Source organism: Lacticaseibacillus sp. 30, from assembly GCF_053819265.1.
The window spans coordinates 25,062-42,495 of sequence record NZ_JBSOQX010000003.1 but is presented as its reverse complement, the minus strand read 5'-3'; the positions used below and the strand labels follow the sequence as shown (position 1 = coordinate 42,495).

Annotated in this window: 16 protein-coding genes; 1 reads left to right on the top strand and 15 read right to left on the bottom strand. The window is 47.1% G+C overall.

The window, feature by feature from the left end; translation table 11 throughout:
- Positions 1 to 42: 42 nt before the first annotated feature.
- From dnaI to ACWPAB_RS02770, 11 genes are all read right to left on the bottom strand, one after another.
- Entirely contained in the window at positions 43 to 978 is a 936-nt protein-coding gene (dnaI, locus tag ACWPAB_RS02820; protein ID WP_003584692.1) for a primosomal protein DnaI, read from the bottom strand.
- On the bottom strand, positions 962 to 2,323 hold the full coding sequence (locus ACWPAB_RS02815) for a replication initiation and membrane attachment family protein (RefSeq protein ID WP_003584694.1): 1,362 nt from the start codon (positions 2,321 to 2,323) through the stop codon (positions 962 to 964). The genes dnaI and ACWPAB_RS02815 overlap by 17 nt, the downstream gene beginning before the upstream one ends.
- 79 nt (positions 2,324 to 2,402) lie before the next feature.
- Complete coding sequence (nrdR, locus tag ACWPAB_RS02810) at positions 2,403 to 2,870, bottom strand: transcriptional regulator NrdR (RefSeq protein ID WP_003565887.1); 468 nt, start codon at positions 2,868 to 2,870, stop codon at positions 2,403 to 2,405.
- 54 nt (positions 2,871 to 2,924) lie between these two features.
- Positions 2,925 to 3,527, bottom strand: coding sequence for a dephospho-CoA kinase (gene coaE, locus ACWPAB_RS02805; protein ID WP_003588073.1), 603 nt, complete (start codon positions 3,525 to 3,527; stop codon positions 2,925 to 2,927).
- On the bottom strand, positions 3,524 to 4,372 hold the full coding sequence (mutM, locus tag ACWPAB_RS02800) for a DNA-formamidopyrimidine glycosylase (protein WP_003565891.1): 849 nt from the start codon (positions 4,370 to 4,372) through the stop codon (positions 3,524 to 3,526). Before mutM ends, coaE begins: the two co-directional genes overlap by 4 nt.
- Before the next feature lie 10 nt (positions 4,373 to 4,382).
- The gene (gene polA, locus ACWPAB_RS02795; RefSeq protein ID WP_016382065.1) at positions 4,383 to 7,028 is read right to left on the bottom strand and encodes a DNA polymerase I; all 2,646 of its coding nucleotides are present in this window, start codon (positions 7,026 to 7,028) and stop codon (positions 4,383 to 4,385) included.
- Positions 7,029 to 7,190: 162 nt separating this feature from the next.
- Positions 7,191 to 7,901, bottom strand: a complete 711-nt coding sequence (locus ACWPAB_RS02790) for a Bax inhibitor-1/YccA family protein (protein ID WP_003584703.1) — start codon at positions 7,899 to 7,901, stop codon at positions 7,191 to 7,193.
- Positions 7,902 to 8,061: 160 nt separating this feature from the next.
- Positions 8,062 to 9,372 carry a UDP-N-acetylmuramate--L-alanine ligase gene (murC, locus tag ACWPAB_RS02785; RefSeq protein WP_003575428.1) on the bottom strand — a complete coding sequence of 437 codons (1,311 nt, stop codon included), beginning with the start codon at positions 9,370 to 9,372 and terminating at the stop codon, positions 8,062 to 8,064.
- The gene (locus ACWPAB_RS02780; protein WP_003588077.1) at positions 9,369 to 11,879 is read right to left on the bottom strand and encodes a DNA translocase FtsK; all 2,511 of its coding nucleotides are present in this window, start codon (positions 11,877 to 11,879) and stop codon (positions 9,369 to 9,371) included. Before ACWPAB_RS02780 ends, murC begins: the two co-directional genes overlap by 4 nt.
- Before the next feature lie 234 nt (positions 11,880 to 12,113).
- A complete protein-coding gene (ytpR, locus tag ACWPAB_RS02775) occupies positions 12,114 to 12,755 on the bottom strand; it encodes a YtpR family tRNA-binding protein (protein WP_003565901.1) in 642 nt (213 codons plus the stop codon).
- Positions 12,756 to 12,770: 15 nt separating this feature from the next.
- The gene (locus ACWPAB_RS02770; RefSeq protein ID WP_003565903.1) at positions 12,771 to 13,088 is read right to left on the bottom strand and encodes a thioredoxin family protein; all 318 of its coding nucleotides are present in this window, start codon (positions 13,086 to 13,088) and stop codon (positions 12,771 to 12,773) included.
- A 257-nt stretch (positions 13,089 to 13,345) separates the two neighbouring features.
- On the opposite strand from ACWPAB_RS02770, the gene ACWPAB_RS02765 reads away from it, so the two are divergent.
- Entirely contained in the window at positions 13,346 to 13,687 is a 342-nt protein-coding gene (locus ACWPAB_RS02765) for a hypothetical protein (RefSeq protein ID WP_003584710.1), read from the top strand.
- Here ACWPAB_RS02765 and trmB read toward each other — a convergent pair.
- The 4 genes from trmB to ACWPAB_RS02745 form a co-directional block, all read right to left on the bottom strand.
- On the bottom strand, positions 13,677 to 14,321 hold the full coding sequence (trmB, locus tag ACWPAB_RS02760; protein WP_003584712.1) for a tRNA (guanosine(46)-N7)-methyltransferase TrmB: 645 nt from the start codon (positions 14,319 to 14,321) through the stop codon (positions 13,677 to 13,679). The two genes, ACWPAB_RS02765 and trmB, sit on opposite strands and share 11 nt — an antisense overlap.
- A 128-nt stretch (positions 14,322 to 14,449) precedes the next feature.
- Positions 14,450 to 15,223 (bottom strand): phosphotransferase family protein, encoded by a 774-nt coding sequence (locus ACWPAB_RS02755; protein ID WP_003575439.1) that lies wholly within the window; start codon positions 15,221 to 15,223, stop codon positions 14,450 to 14,452.
- 264 nt (positions 15,224 to 15,487) lie between these two features.
- Positions 15,488 to 16,702, bottom strand: a complete 1,215-nt coding sequence (locus ACWPAB_RS02750) for an ABC transporter permease (protein ID WP_003584714.1) — start codon at positions 16,700 to 16,702, stop codon at positions 15,488 to 15,490.
- Complete coding sequence (locus ACWPAB_RS02745; RefSeq protein WP_003565914.1) at positions 16,702 to 17,430, bottom strand: ABC transporter ATP-binding protein; 729 nt, start codon at positions 17,428 to 17,430, stop codon at positions 16,702 to 16,704. Before ACWPAB_RS02745 ends, ACWPAB_RS02750 begins: the two co-directional genes overlap by 1 nt.
- Between the last annotated feature and the right edge of the window lie 4 nt (positions 17,431 to 17,434).

Below are 17,434 nucleotides of genomic sequence, written 5' to 3'. Positions count from 1 at the left end.
CATCCGCCAACGGTTTACAACTGAATAGCGCTACTTTGAGCGTCAATCTGCCAATGGATTGCGCCGATTTTCACCGCCGACCTGCACTTCTTTAGCTAAAAAACGAATACGTTCCATAATACGTTCAGCCTTAAGCATCTCCGAATTGCCTCGATCAGTACCTGCTAACGACTCAGTCAAATCAGCCATACTTTTATTTGAACTGAATAGTGTCGGCAACTTTTCTTGCATTCGATATTGCAAAATAATACCTAGCACATCATCGCGCACCCAAGGGCTAATACTCTCAGCACCAATATCGTCCATCATCAGGATTTGGGCCCGCTTGACACTATCAATTTTCTTCAAAACACTGTTATTGCCGATAGCACTTTTCATCTCGACTACAAAAGTTGGAACATGAATCAAGGTACTTGCAATTCCACCTTCTCGAGCTAAATCATTTGCAATAGCACCCAGAAGGTAAGTTTTTCCTACCCCAAAAGGCCCACTGAGATAAAGACCTTGGTGAAAATCTTTAGGTTTCGCCACAACTTCAAACGAAAATCTATTTGCTGCGATAAGAGCCTTCGTTCGCTCGGGCGTTTGATCGTATTCTTGTAAACTTGCGTGGCGAATATCTTTCGGCATATTGATAGGAGTAACTAAAGATTCTTGTTTTGCTCTCTTATCAGATACCATTTTTTCATTAGTCGGTTGGTAAACTACATCAATTAAACGATTAGCGACAACTAACATGGGCCTATAGCCTGGTGCGAGTGGTAATTCTCCGCGATTTATCTTGTTACGCTCACTAACAAATTCATAAATCTTGGCAGTACCACGATCAATAGCATCATCAGCCAAATCAGACTGATGTGCCTTCAAGAAGGCCTGAACCTCAGAGTCTTGCAAAGCCTTCTTGACCATTTTGAAATAGCGATCACGCCATTGTCGTGAATCCATCAGCAATGCAATCTGCTTACGCATGTCCTCCATCAGTTTTCCCTCCTTGTTCGTTAAGCTCTTTCCATTTCTTCATTTGTTCGGCGAGTATCTTCTTATCAGTTTCACTGATCGTTTCCTTTTTTGGCTTATACCCCGCTTGTGCCCAATCTGGCAACTTCTCCTGCCGCGGACCTTTGGCGCTGCCTTGACGCCGTTTTTGACCACTGGCCTTCTGTTTTTCAAAGTCACTTATCTGTTTCAAAGCAGCCTCGGGACTGTTCACATTAGCTTTCAGCCAACTGTTAGCAATTGCATCAAGCAATGCCTGATTGATACTGTCATTGGTTCGTAAAATATAATCAATCAAAATATTGATCGTCGGCGCATCGAACACATTTCGCTCACTAAGCTGCTGAACGGCACGTAACTCGTTGTTAGCCGGGTACATTCGGACATTTTTTGCCTGCTTGGCGGCGGTTAAGAATTGGCGCGGTGGCATACTTTTGGCTTTTTGCAACAAAGCTTCGTCGGCTGATGCCACTTTTGGCGGTGCCGTCGTGGTCGTCGGCTGCGCATGTGGTTGTGCTCGGGTGTAGCCTTGTTCAGCTAAGCGCCGCAATTGACTCAAATTAATTTTGCCAGTCATGACATCTGTGGCGCGACTAATCAAGCGAGCAAAATCCGGCGGTTGAATCCCGTAAAAACCGGCGATTTGATACAACGCTTCCTGATGCGTGGCGAGTTGCCCCGCTTGAATATTACTATTCGCCAGCATCGCTTTGACTAATGCCCAATCATAGCCGCCGCCTGTGCCAAGCCGTGGCCGCGTGGCTTCTTTTTGCGTCATATCTGATTTAGCTGCCACCACTGCTGGTGGCTCCTTGCTCAAATCATGATCAAACCGAAACACATCGAGAAAACTGGCTGTAATCTCCTGCCATTCAGGTCTGCGCACTGGTTTGAGGCTAAATTGGCCAACCAGCTCATCGTATCTTTTTTCCCCGACTTTGTCGTATAGGAGCAACCCGAGAAGATCGTCCTTGAAAAAGGCATCAGGTGCCACCGGTGCATACAACTCATAAGCGTAGTAACGCCCTAATGAGTCGACTTGCGTATAAGTGCGCAATAACCCGACCGCCTCCAGTTTGACACGCGCATTGAATAATTGATCAATATCAATATCTAACAAATCCAGCAGCCATAATTGCAGACGTCGATCAGTCACTAGTGCGCGATCTTTAACTTCCTGCCACAGGCTCAGATACAATGCCATCGCAATCGGCCCGATGAGCGGCTGATAGAGTGAAATTGCCACTTTTTCGTCAAAATCACTCAAATGACCGGCTTTTGTTAACACAAACCCTGCCTGTGGACTAAATGTATCAGGACGTTGCATGCACTTTCACCTCTTTTCAGACAACGGACCTGAGACATTTGCCTCAGGTCCGGTTTACCATTTTCAGCTGCGATGATCTTTACTTCTTGGTCTTTTCTTTCTTCATCATGTCCTGCAATTCCTGCATGAAGACGGACATATCTTTAAACTGTCGATAAACGCTGGCAAAACGGATATAGGCAACATCATCGACATCGGCTAGTTTAGACATGACAAACTCACCGATCGCCTGACTGGAGACTTCGTTTTCACCAATCGCACGCAACTGATTTTCGACCGAATCGACAATACTTTGCATTTGTTCCATGGTAACCGGCCGTTTTTCAGCGGCCCGAATAAGTCCTTTTAGGATCTTCTCACGATTAAATTCTTCACGTGTACCATTCTTTTTGATCACTAACAGCGGGGTTTGTTCAACCCGTTCAAAGGTTGTAAACCGAAACCCGCAATTTTCGCATTCGCGACGGCGGCGAATCGCACGGCCACCGTCTGTTGGTCGGGAATCGACAACTCGCGAACTATTATGATGGCAATGGGGACATTGCACGACTCCACCCTCTTAATCAAAGTTTGATAGCTTATTATAGCACGCGTAAGCCGCTTATGATAGCCGTTGCAGCCGGTGGATCAAGGCATTGGCTTGGGCAATGGTTGCCTCTTGAGTCCCATTATTATCAATCACAAAATCTGCCAATGCTGCCTTTTGCGCTAACGGCATTTGCGATTGAATTCGGGCCTCCGCGTCAGCCTGTGAGAGCCCGTCTCGTGCCATTAAACGCGATAGTTGGATATTGGGATCAACGCTCACAACCGCAACACCGTCAAAGTCATCGGCATAATCGGCCTCATACAACAAAGGAATGTCGCCGACAACGATGGCGGCCCCACCGGCTTTTGCCTGTGCAAGTGCCTGACTGATGGCCTCGCGCAAATAAGGCCGATTGATCTGATTCAAGGCTGCCATTCTGCCTGGCTGGGAAAAAACAATCTTGGCCAGCTTGGCGCGATCTAGGCTGCCATCCGCGCGCAGCACTTCAGGACCGAAAGCTTGAGCAATGCGCGCAAGAACAGGCTGCCCAGGCTCGACGATCTGGCGGGCAATGACATCAGCATCCACCACCGGAAACCCAGCGGCTTTGAAAGTGCGGCTTACCGTCGATTTCCCCGATGCAATGCCACCGGTTAACCCCAAGAGATAAGTCACGCTGGCCGCCTCCTTTGATGTAATGGCTGACAGTGTGGGCAGTAATGGGTTCCGCGCTGACCAACCTTAATTTTGACAATCGTCGTGCCGCAGCGATCGCACGGGGTACCTTCCCGATCATAGACGTGCAAGGCATTTTGAAAAGAACCGCGATTGCCTTCTGCATCAACATACGTATGCGCGCTGGTGCCGCCTGCCGCAATGGCTGCGTTTAATTCTTGGATAATCGCGTCATGCAGTGTTTTGATTTCTTTAGATTTCAAGGTATCAGCTGGCTGCAGCGGATTGAGCCGACTTAACCAAAGTACCTCATCAGCGTAAATATTGCCCACACCAGCGACCACGGTTTGATCGAGTAAAACCGACTTAATCGGTTTATGATGACGTTTCAAGCGCTGGGCAAAGTCCGCTTCGTCAAAGGTGCTTGGGGTTGGTTCCGGCCCAAGTTTAGCAAGTGCTGTGACCTGATCCTCCTGCCCGGTTTTGATCAGCCGCATCCGCCCAAACTTTCGCAGATCCCGATAGCGCAACTGACTGCCATCCTGAAAAGTGAACGTAACGTGATCGTGCTTATCAAAAGGTGTGTTTGCATCTTTGACAACATAGTAACGCCCTTCCATACGCAGATGGCTGATGATCGTTTCACCATTGCTGAGGCGCATCAAAAGATACTTGCCGCGCCGATCAATGGTCGTGATCTCACTGCCGACAATTTCCTTTTGAAAAGTCGCCAACCCATTGATCAGGATTTTCTCCCAGTTAGTGTTGATGGCGGTAATGACTTTATTTTTGACTAACGGCAGAAGCGAGCGGCGAACTGTTTCCACTTCAGGTAATTCAGGCATTGAAATCTCCTTATTTAGCGTCGAACCAAGTTGGTCCATAATGACTTTCAACCTTTAATGGCACATCAAGGTGAACTGCTGAGTCCATGACTTTGGGCACGAGCTCGCTAAGCTGGGCAATTTCTTCTTCAGGTGCCTCGAAGATGAGTTCATCGTGAACCTGTAGAAGCATTTTAGCTTGCAAACCAGCCTCATCCAAGGCCTTTTGCATGCGAATCATGGCTACCTTGATAATATCCGCAGCGCTACCCTGAATCGGCGTATTCATAGCGGTCCGCTCGGCAAACTTACGCAGATTGAAGTTGCGTGAGTGAATTTGTGGCAGATAGCGCCGCCGATGGAACAGGGTTTCGACATAGCCTTCTTCACGCGCCTTCTTGACCATCGCATCCATATAATCATGAACCTTAGGATATTGATCAAAATAACCATCAATAAACGCTTTTGCCTGTGTACGGGAAATGCCAATGTTTTGGGATAGACCATAGTCACTAATGCCATACACAATACCGAAGTTAGTTGCCTTGGCTTGCCGCCGCATATCTGGTGTGACTTGATCTGGCGAACTCAGGCCAAAAATCTTCATCGCAGTGTTGGCGTGAATGTCGACGCCATGTTTAAACGCCTCCTGCATATTCTCATCCCCGGAAATATGTGACAATACCCGCAACTCGATTTGGGAATAGTCAGAACTAAAAATTTGCCAACCTTCATGTGACGGTACAAAGGCCTTGCGAATAATTTTACCTTCATCACGAGCAGGAATATTCTGCATGTTAGGATCAACTGAGCTCAATCGGCCAGTTTGCGTCAAAGTCTGCAAATAGCGGGTATGAATCTTATGATCAGGCAATTGCGCCTTCAACAAGCCGACAACATAAGTCGAATTCAATTTTGCCCAGCCGCGATAATCCAAAATGTCCTGCACAATCGGACTTGCCGATTTCAATTCGTTCAACACGTCAACGCTTGTCGAGTAACCGGTCTTCGTTTTCTTGATCACAGGCAGATTCAATTTTTCAAAAAGAATTTCGCCGAGCTGCTTCGGTGAGTTCAAATTGAACTTCAAACCAGCTTCTGCATAGATTTTTTCTTCCAAAATCTTGATGCTTTGTGAGAATTCAGTGCCCATAGCCTTCAGTGTTTTAGCATTTAAGGTAATCCCTTGAATTTCCATTTCTGCCAAAACCCGAGAAAGCGGCATTTCCATATCAGTGAATAAGTCCGTTTGTTCCTGTTTTTCCAAATCACCGGTCAAATCAGGCCGCAATGCGAACAAAGCATCAGACTTGCGAGCAAACTGGCCAAACAGCTTATCGTCTTCTGGCACTTGCCGTTTGGCGCCTTTGCCATAAATATCCTCATCACGCGGCAAGTCATGATAATCGTGATCTTCAGCGATTTTACCCAAATCATTGCTGTTTTCGTCAGGATTAATCAAATAGGACGCCAATAACACGTCAAAAGCGATATCCGGTAATTTAACGCCGAGTCGATTAGCGGCAACGATGTTTCGTTTGCCATCAAAAACTGTCAGATCGCGTTTGGCATCTTCCAGCCACCGTTTAACCGCTGGCAGCGTCAGCAAGGTGACATCGGTACTCACGTAAGTTTCTTCCTTAGTGCCAATAAAGAAACCGATTTGTTCGGCCACGTGATAATTATCCTCGAGCATTTCAATCTCAAAAGTCAGAGGTTCGGTCAGCTTGGTGAGTGCAAGAATCGATTGCTCATCCAGTACGGAAAAATGAACCGCCTGAACAGGTTTAGCGACACTGCCACCGATTTTTTTGAGCAACGAATTCATATTCATTTTTGTATAGAAGTCCCGGAGTTTGTCTAAATCCGGTCCAGCATATGTCACATCCGCTAAGTCCACAGTAAGCGGTGCATCGCGATCGATCGTTGCCAACTGTTTGCTTAAGAAAGCGTTATCTTTATCGTTGATCAAATTCTCTTTAAGCTTGCTCTTTTTCATGTCATCCACATTAGCATAGAGGTTTTCCATGCTTCCGTATTGATTGAGCAATTTCAGAGCTGTTTTTTCACCGACCTTGGTCACCCCAGGATAGTTGTCCGAGGTATCACCCATCAAACCTTTGAGATCAATAATTTGAGCCGGTGTGATGCCAAGCTTTTCTTTGACATGTGCTGGGGTGTAGGCTTCAAGCTCATTGACACCCTTCACTGTCACTTGAACTGTGGTCCGATCGGTCGTCAGCTGCGTCAAATCGCGATCACCAGTGACAATCGTCGTTTCCCAGCCGGCCTCATCCGCACGCTTAGCCATTGTGCCGATAATGTCATCGGCTTCGTAATCCTTTAATTCATAATGCGCGATGCCCATGTCATCCAACAATTCCTTGATATAAGGCAATTGTTCCAGCAATTCGCTCGGTGTCTTGGCGCGACCACTTTTGTAATCAGCATATTTGGCTGTGCGAAAAGTCGTCTTGCCTGCATCAAATGCTACTAAAGCGGCATCTGGTTGGACTGCCTTTAAAACAATCTCGAGCATGTTGTTAAACGCATAAATGGCGTTGGTGTGCAAGCCATCTTGGTTCGTAAAACGGTCTAATTGATTATATAAAGCAAAAAATGCACGAAATGCGACTGAGTTACCATCGACTAATAATAATTTTGTTTTGCTCGCCATAAGTGGGCTTCCTTTTCTACGGCCGCTACTGTCACCGCGACCTGAGTTAGTTGTCATAGTCATTGTACCAAATTCTGCTAACCGGTGACTTGCTGGTCAGGGGAAAACTGGCAGAAAACAAAAAGAGAACTGGCAAATACCAGTTCTCTTGAACATTTTTAGTTAATTATTGTTATTCCCAACACCCAGAATCTGTAGGATTGCGGTGAACAGGTTCAAGAAGTCGAGATAGAGCATTAACGCACCAAGAACCGCTAGCGAGCCTTCCGAAACGGCAGCTTGTCCATCATTGCCAGTGGTGAGATACAGGTTCTTCAGCCGCTGCGTATCCCACGCCGTTAATACAATGAAGATAATCAGGACGCCGTATGAAATCAGCAGTTGCATGCCTGAAGAACCGATGAATGCATTCACAATCGACATGATGATAATCCCAAACAAGGCAACCATCGCGATATTACCGGCTTTGCTCAAGTCACGCTTGCCAAAATGGCCAACCATCGACATGACCAGAAAGACAACCGCTGTCGTAGCTAAAGCAACGGCAAGGTTAGTACCGTTCGCAACCATGGCAACTGAAGCGAACGTGAAGCCAAAACTAGCGGACATGAGGTAAAACATCACTGTTGCATACCCCGGACTTGCCTGTGCGCGACGCCCTGTCACAAAAAATGACAAAATGATCGGCATAAAAGCCATGATCCAAAAAACAATCGGATGCCCACTCACAAAACTGGTGTACTCAGCTCTGAATGGAAATCCTAACAAATAACTGACGAGCGCCGTCACGACCAGCCCGCTCCCCATCAAGGTATAGATGCGGGAGAAGAACTGTGTCAAGCCGGCCTCGTTTACAACACGGCGTTCTTGCATAGCGTTCATTCCTTTCAAGTAACTCTTTCGAGTATCTGAAGACCATTATAACCGGAATGATGATATTTGTCAGTCAGGCGAAAGACCGATCTTTATTATGAGCAGTTTTCGATCATTTTAGACACAGTTTTCGATGTCCAACAAATCATGATCACACGGTCTATTCTTCAGCCAATAAGGTTTCGTAAGCTTTTTCATACTTTTGAATATCACCGGCCCCCATAAAGACAACCACTGCATTATGATACTGCAGCAAAGGCTTCATGTCTTCCTGATGAATCACTGCAGCGCCTTTGATCTGCGCGGTGATATCTTCGGATCGGATTTTACCAGTTTTCTCACGAGCAGAACTGAAAATCGGGGTTAAGAATGTTTGATCAGCTTGGCTTAGGACCTGAACATATTGTGGTTCGTAGGCCTGCGTGCGGCTGAAGGTATGCGGCTGAAAGACAGCAATAATCGCCTTGTCAGGATACTTTTGACGAGCAGCATCTAAGGTTGCTTTGATTTCATTCGGATGATGAGCATAGTCGTCGACGATGATCATGTCCTTGAGATCCTTTTCGGCAAACCGACGCTTAACGCCACTGAAGTTGCCGAGCTCGCGGGCAATCAACTTTGCATCCAGCTTTTCCATGTGAGCGACCGCGACCACAGCCAGTGCATTTAGGACGCTGTGTTCACCAAACAGCGGCACAAAGAAATGACCGATCAGTTGATCGTGGAAGTAAGCATCAAAGCTGCTGCCTTTCGTATCGCGATCAACGTTGCGAGCCTGAAAATCATCACGGTCACTAATCCCATAATAATAAACCGGCACCTTTGCCTTTAGCTTCCGCAGCCAAGGATCATCCCCCCAAGCTACAATTGCTTTTTTAACTTGATTGGCCTCAGTTTCGAAAGCATCGTATACATCTTCAAAACCAGTGTAGTAATCAGGGTGATCAAAATCGATATTGGTCATAATCATGTAGTCAGGATGATAGGCCAGAAAATGCCGGCGATATTCATCAGCTTCAAATACAAAGAATTTGGAATCGGGAATGCCCTTGCCTGTGCCATCACCGATCAAATAGCTGGTTTTAGCAACGCCGCTTAAGGTATGGGCCAACAAACCGGTTGTACTGGTCTTTCCGTGCGCACCAGCAACCCCAATACTGGTATAACCTTCAATCAGCTTGCCCAAGAATTCGTGATAACGATAAATCGTGAGTCCCAATTCCTTGGCCCGTTTGATTTCAGGATGATCGTCCGTAAAACTATTGCCAGCAATGACAGTGTAACCCGGTTTCAGGTTAGCCGGATCAAACGGCAGCATCTTAATGCCGGCAGCAGCAAGTCCTTTTTGGGTAAACGTATATTGGGTAATATCACTGCCCAAAACCTGATGCCCTAAATCATGGAGCACCAATGCCAATGCGCTCATACCTGATCCTTTGATACCAATAAAATAATAGGTTGCCTCTGTCATGACGTTTGTTCCTCTTTCTTTGCTTGACTGTAATAAACTTCCCGCGGCTTTGCGCCTTTAGCTGGCGAAACGAGATGCTTCGCTTCAAGCGCATCAATCAAATTAGCCGCGCGGTTGTAACCGATAGAAAAAACCCGTTGAAGCTTTGAAGTCGAGATATGCCGTTCACCAGACAGATAGTCTAGAACTTCAGGCATCAACTCGTCTTCATGTGACACGCTGGCTTCAGCCGATTTGACCAAGCCAGCCGGATCAAAAAGATAACGTGGTCCGCGCCGAGCTTTGACATAATCAACAATCGCATCAATTTCGCGATCCACGAAGGTTCCTTGCAGGCGGATCGGCTGACTAGCGCCATTGCCCAGATACAGCATATCACCACGACCAAGCAGCCGTTCTGCGCCTGCCGTGTCAATAATCGTTCGTGAATCAATTTGGCTGGCGGTCATGAAGGCGATGCGCGTCGGAATATTATTCTTGATGGTACCAGTAATCACATCCACACTTGGCCGTTGAGTGGCGACCAACAAATGAATCCCAGCCGCCCGGGCCTTCGCCGTGATTCGCGCAATGTCATCTTGAATCTCACTGCCCGCAGCTAGCATCAGATCGGCCAACTCGTCAATGATAATCACTAAGTATGGCAGGACTTGCGCGTATTCGTGAAAACGCTCGGCCTTTGCATTGAACTGTTCCAAATTACGGACACCAGCCGCCGCCAACTTCTTATAGCGATCATTCATTGTTGACACGACCCACTTCAAAGCGGCACTGGCAGCTTTGGGATCGGAAATAACTGGCGATACCAGATGTGGCAAGCCATTATAACCGGCAAGCTCCACTGCTTTTGGATCAATCAGTAATAACCGCACTTGTTCCGGTGTAGCCTTATAGAGCAAGGATACTAACAGACTGTTGATGAAGACAGACTTCCCCGAACCAGTTGCTCCGGCGATCAAGCCATGTGGCATCCTAGCCAAATTGGTGACCACAGGCTGGCCAAAAAGATCCACACCTAAAGCAATCGTCAATGGCGATTTAGCCTGCTGAAAAGCTGGGGTATCTAGGACTTCGCGTAGCATCACTGGTCGCGGTTTCAGATTTGGTATTTCAATGCCAACCGTATTTTTGCCAGGAATCGGTGCCTCAATCCGAATGTCTTTTGCTGCTAACGCCAATTTCAAGTCATCATTGAGGTTCGTGATTTTATTGACTTTAACACCACTGGCCAGGCGGACTTGAAATTGGGTGACAGTCGGGCCAACAGTGTGAGCGACCACGTGTGCATCCACGTTAAAGGCTTGCAACGTTTTATCCAACCGATCGCTTTGTGCCACAACCCAATCTTCTTGGGCAGCCTGATCAACTTTGACCGGCGAAGCAAGTAGCTTGAGCGGTGGCAGTGTGCTAACGCCCGGTGTTGGCCCTGTAGGTGCGGAACCTGTGTCCTCAGCCGCAGCCATTGATGAAGGTAAAATACCAGTTGACGGTGATTGCGTTAGTGCTGACGTTGAATGGTCGGCATCATTGGCTAATGGTGTTTCAGCCGTCGTTGAAGGTGGCCTTGATGTTTTTGGTGATGTTTGCACCTCTGCCTGAGCTTGCTTTGCCTTTGCCTTCTGGGCAGCTAATTCACGCCGTAACTTTTTGGCCGCATGTTTGCGCCGCAACGCCTCAATTCTCGCTGCCTTGCGACTGTTAGGCGCATGTGGCTTATTGATGACAGACTGTGAGGACGAATCAACAAACGGCTTGTTAACCGATGCTGGAGCCTCCTCTGCCTCATCAGCGGTCACAGCGGTCAGTAATGTCTTTTTTTCGGTCTCCGCTGACTTAGCCTGTGGTTCAACAGCAGATGTTGCCGGTGTCGAAGACGATAATTGGTGCGTGTCGGTTGGTGTTACCGGTTTGGCGGCAACTGACGGTACGGTTGCTTCTGGCAAAGTCTCATCAAGCGGCTTTTGGTTCTGCGTCCCGGCTTCATCCGATTTTCCTGCTAATAAGGTATCTTCCTGCGGTGCTTTAGAAGCGTTTGCTCGTCTGTCAGCCTCATTTTCATCTTGTTTTTCTATAAATGACGTCGTCGATTTGGCTGTATTCGTATCAGACGGTGTCAGCGAAATATCATGATTGGCGGCCATCTTATTTTCGATGCCATGGCCCGCAAAAAGATAAACCGTTTGCGAATCTGGTCGCAAAATCTCAGCAATTTGTGCGTAATCGGTACGATCAACGGGACGCCGATGAGCTGTACTGTTTGGCGTTGATAGGCGCGACAACTCATCGCGGCCCCGCGGTCGTTGCGGGTGATCAAGCGCACGCAAATCAGCCTGAGCCTCCGTGACCTTACGCGGGTCCAGATCAGGCTTTGGTTCATGCGCCAATTGCGGCGGCAACTGATATTGTTCCTCGTGTTGCGCCTGTGTCCAGTCCGAAGTATTCAACTCAGATTGGGGTTCCGGCACTTTATTTTGATGTAGAAATGCCGGGCCATCATAATGCGCCATGATTGAATCCCCTTCTATTCATGTTTCTAGCAGTGCCTCTATTTTAGCATAAGCACCGCAACCAATAATCCTTGATCCCTAAAAATATCACCAGCAATTGGAAAAAGATTCATGTTAAGACCAGTGATTTTGCAATTGGAGGCAAAAGAAAAGACGTAAGCACGAGGCTTACGTCAAATTTTTTCGTTATTCGCGATCAAAACAATTACAACCGGCTGTTCAGATGGGCACAAATTATGATGCTTGAACAGCAACAACGGCCTCGGCTTTTTTAGCATCAAATGGTGTGCCTGCAGGTAAACTATCAGGCATCACCAAGATACCGCGACGTTGTGGCGCGCCAGGAATGCCTAACTCACGGGCACTGCTGATCATGCCGTAAGAGTCAACACCGCGCAACGAGCCCGGCCAGATAATTTTGCCATCTGGCATCATGGCACCTGGCAAAGCAACAACAACCGTTTGGCCGAGTGCTGCATTCGGTGCACCGCAAACGATTTGAACCTGTTCATTACCAATATCAACTTGCGTCACATGAAGATGATCAGCATCAGGATGATCCTTAAAATCAACAATTTTGCCAATCACAAACTTAGGGGTTTCATCAACCGCTAGTTTACCCGGCAGCCCTGCCGTCTGAATAGCCTGATTAAGCTCGGCAATTTGTGTTGCGGTCAACACAAGGCGACCTTGGCCAGTTAACTGACCAAGCCACTGTGTCACGTTGAAAAAGTTGTAGCCAATCACGTTGCCTTTATCATTGAGAATCGCAACAATGTCACCACGTCGCTGAATTGTTTGTGTTGCCGTATCCTGACCTGTGATGGCAAGCAAGGTGTCGCCAAACGCTGGTTGATTATAACTGGTAATGAGCATATAAACCTCCAAAAATTAATGCAAGCCGTTAATGAAATCTTCGACTTGTTGTTTCGTCTTACGATCTTTATTCACAAAACGACCGGTTTCCTTGCCATCGTTAAAGGCAATAAAGCTCGGAATGCCAAACACACCCATATCTTGAGCAACTTCTAAATTCTTATCGCGATCAACCGCGATGAATTCATAATCTGAAAAGTCCTTCTCAATTTCAGGCATAGCTGGTTTGATAAAACGGCAATCCGAGCACCAATCTGCAGAAAAGAACAACATTTTTTTACCTGGTTGCTTGACCTCATTTAAAATTGCTGCATTAGAGCCTAATTCTTTCATAGCCAACATCCTTTCGCTTACTATTTATAAGTAACTATAACAGGAAATCGTCTTAAGATCAATGATGCTCGTGCTGTGTTACATTATACTCAAGGTGATAAAGCTTGAACAGGTCAACAAAAGCCAAGTCACACATCGTCAGATCAGTTAGAGATTAGCAGAAGACGTCAGCAATGTCTCGCCTTTATATCAGTTTTAAAAGAACGTCCGGAATAGGTTGGACAGGTCCGTCTTCATCACAAAAGGGGGTCACAAATTTGGCAATTTTCAAAAAGAAGTCGAATTGGCGTGTCTGGATAGCCGCTGCTGCGGTGACGGCCGGCATGGCTTCGATTGTTTATCGGCGCCTGTATTATCGAACCATTCCTAATCGCATTTTGTCCATCGTCAAGGCCAACTTTACAAATCGCGGCACCATCGAAAATAGCTGGATCAACATGCAGCCAACCGAACGCGGGACTGGCCGTGATCGCTATCGCGTGTATACTGGCGGGTTGACCCTGCGTGAAGGCGACCGCCTCAATCAGTTTGCTTTTGCTGTTGAGCCCGATGGTACCTTAAGACAATTAAAACAACTTCACGAACCGATTAATGCTTAAAATGCGCGACAAGTTCGTAGATTCGACCGCCATCAGCGCTGAACTTCTCTTCGTATTCAGTGGGCACGTTATCCGTGACGCGTTTGTCGTGATGTAGGTTCAAGGAAACCAAATCGAACGTCATCCCAAAATGATTCATGCTGACCAAGGAATATTCAAACAACCCTTGATTATCCGTTTTAAACTGCAGCAAAGCATCTGGCTTCATAATGGCTTGATACTGTCGCAAAAAGTCACGATAAGTGAGCCGCCTTTTTTCGTGACGGGTTTTTGGCCACGGATCGGAGAAGTTTAAAAACAAGCCATCAATCTCACCTTCACTAAAATAATCGGTTAAGTCCGCACCATCGCCCAGCACAAGCTGCAAGTTTGGCAATTTTAAGGCAACCTGTTTTTTCAGAATCATCGCTACAGCGGCTTCCTGTAACTCTAAAGCAATAAAGTTTCGGTCTGGATGGGTCTTGGCCATTTCGACAATAAATTGGCCCTTCCCAGAGCCGACCTCAAGATACAATGGCTGTACTTGGTCAAATCGCGATTGCCAATGACCTTGCATCTTTTCTGGGCGAACCAGAATCATCTCAGGATGAGCCAAGATTAGCGGTTTCGCCCACTGTTTGTTACGTAATCGCATAAAATTTCTCCTTAACTTGAACATTGGCTAGGTCAAAGTACACCGTGACCGCTCAAAAGGCCTGGGACAAAATCACTTTTTGCCTCAGGCCTTTTTTGATGAATGACCTTGCTTGTTTGCAGCACAGCTTACCGACTCGCTTGTAAACATTCGAATTGATGCAAAACTTGCGCAACTTCTTCGAATCGTTGATGCGTGGCTGCTACCTTAATATCATGAAGCAAATGCAGATCACCGTACCAGTACAGTCGGCGTTTCAAATCCTCATCAAGTCGTGCGCCGTAAGCATCCAAAAACTGGTGGCTTGTGGCTGGACTGCCATAGTGGGCAAGTACATCCGCGAGATCATAAGCCGGATCGCCCAGCGCCACCTGCTCCCAGTCTACTAAATACAACCGACCGCCTGCCTGTAACCAATTCTTGTGGTTCAAATCGCCATGACAAACCGTTTGCACATCCGTGTGCGGTAACCACTGCTTTAAATCGTGCAGAGCCGTTTTGATCTTAGGCTGCGCAGCCACATCGACTGGGAAATCCTGAAGTAGTGCGATTCGTAATTGCTCAGGATCAAGGACTTGACCACCCACTTGACGTAATAACCGTTTTAACAGACTTGAGTGGTGCACCTGTGCCAACATTTTGGCCACGACTGGCAACATCATTTGTTGCCGCGTTAACGTTTCACCGTCCAGCCACTCTTGAGCGGTTAGCACGTCTCCCGTACTCACCCGCCGCGTCCACAACAGCCGCGGGGTAATGTGTTCAACTGATAGTGCCGCAAGAAACGGCGAGGCATTGCGCTTAAGGAAATATTTTTGATTGGCATAAACCCCAAGAAACGCACTTCCGGTGGATCCACCTGCAGGCTGCAGGGACCACCCGGAATCTAATTCAAACTCCATAGGCACTACTCCTTACTTCTGGCCGCAGGAATGATTCACAACATCAAAAAGACACTCCCAGGCGCTCGTGCGTCCACGCTCAATATTACTAACTTGCGAAATTCACGTCAAGAGCAGAGCGCAAACTGGCCCGCTTAGAAACCGGAACATAAGCGGCCACAAGTGCGATGGCCGCACTTTGGCCATTGTGCTTGTGGTCCTTATGTGAAGGTTTCTGCGCCTGTGAACACGTTTAGGCAGAGTGTGAACTGGCGCATCTGTCATTCAACGCATCGCATCATGTACCTTCAACCGAACGCGTGCATACCATCGCGTGAAGCCCCAGACAAATGCAGTCCCACCAACAAATATCGTCAACGCGGCGAGCCACTGCAGTCGGATCAACGCAACCAGTGTGAAAACAACCACTTCAAGCAGCAACAACGTCATCAAAAGCCGTTCAAAGGCCGCCAGTTTTTGATTTGGTGCTACTGGATACAAGTGCGTGAAGACAATTTCATCATATTGGAAGAAGAATGGCAACAGCTGAAAGCCAACCATATACAAGAATAGAATCGCAAAACCAAGCAACAGCCACCACTGAGACAAAACCGCCACGATAATCGCGCCGATCACCAGTAGCCGCAAGTACAACCCAAGATACTCACCGCCACGCAAAAAGCCGCGCAGATACAAGTATGCCCACGTCTCTGACTTGCTTGGCTTAACCAACTTCAAAAGTGGATCGAGGTACCGGCGACGATGGACGCTATTGGCCAAACCTGGCACATCCGTGAATAGATTATAAAATCGATACAGTCGACCCATGCGATCTGCTTCGAGGTCAATTAAAGCTTCGAAATTCAATAACCCCTCTGCCAACAAGGAACTTCGCAGCCATCTGAAGACCAAATTCAGCGTCAGCGCCACTAACAAGGCCACAGCCGGATGCAAGTAAAAACCTAAAAAAAGAGCTGCGAATGTGATGACAAGCAGTACAAGTCGTGGATGTCGCCAATTGATCGGCAGATGATAGCGCTGAAGCAATTGCAGCCACAAGTCGAGATCTTTGAATAACCACACAGCTAGTAGCAGCGTCACCGTCGCACTGATTGGATCTTGACCCAATTGTGCAAATAATGGCCACATCGCCAAAGCCGCAAAACCTAATAAAGTTGCCGGTAAAATCATGCTGTATCGCCGTGCCTTCAACAAATAGTCACTGAAGGCCTCTGCTTTTGGCAGTAAGAAGACTTGATCGGGCGCCTGCGCCAACGTGGCTAACTGGCCAAGCGCGATTAAAGCCGTAAAAATGACAGCCAGACACAAAGCTAACCACCAAGATGGCTGCAATGTTTTCACTAACAGACTGTAGGCATATAAGGCACCGCCAAAAAGTATTAGCAAGACCAGTACAAAATGGTCATTGAACACCAATCGCAAATATTTTTGCTGTTCTTGAACATGTTGTCGAAGTCGAGTTCGCCATAACGCGACCATTACTGTTCCTCCGTCATTTTCATATAGATGTCATCCAAGCTGCCATCCTGAAGATCAAATTGCTGCTTCAAAGAAGGTAAATCACCAGTTGCTCTGACTTTACCTGCTTTGATCAAAACGAATTCGTCAGCATATTGTTGAGCGGTTGCCAAAATATGGGTTGACATCAAAATAGACGCTCCTTGCTCCTTTTTTGCTGTCACCAAGTCCAACAGATCATGGACGGCCAGTGGATCAAGTCCAGTAAAAGGTTCGTCGATGATAAAAAGCTGTGCATGCGTCATAAACGCCGCCACAATCATGACCTTTTGCTGCATCCCTTTTGAGAATTTTGCTGGAAACCAGTCCAACTTATTGTCGAGTCGGAACATTTTCAGCATATTATCGGCATCTTGCCATGCAACCGTCGCATCAAGATCGTAAGCCATGATGGTCATTTCAAGATGTTCCCGCAACGTCAATTCCGGATAAAGCACCGGTGTCTCAGGCACATACGCGAGGTCAGCTCGAAAACCAGTGGGATCATCGTGCAATGTTTTGCCATCAAGTGAAATCGTCCCGCTTTGTGGGGTCAACAATCCTATAATATGTTTGATGGTCGTTGACTTGCCCGCACCATTCAAACCAATTAACCCGACAATTTTGCCTGCCGGTACGGTAAAGTTGATATCTTTCAAGACCGTTAAATTGCCGTAACCACCGGTCAATCCTTCAATTGTTAAAGTCATCTTA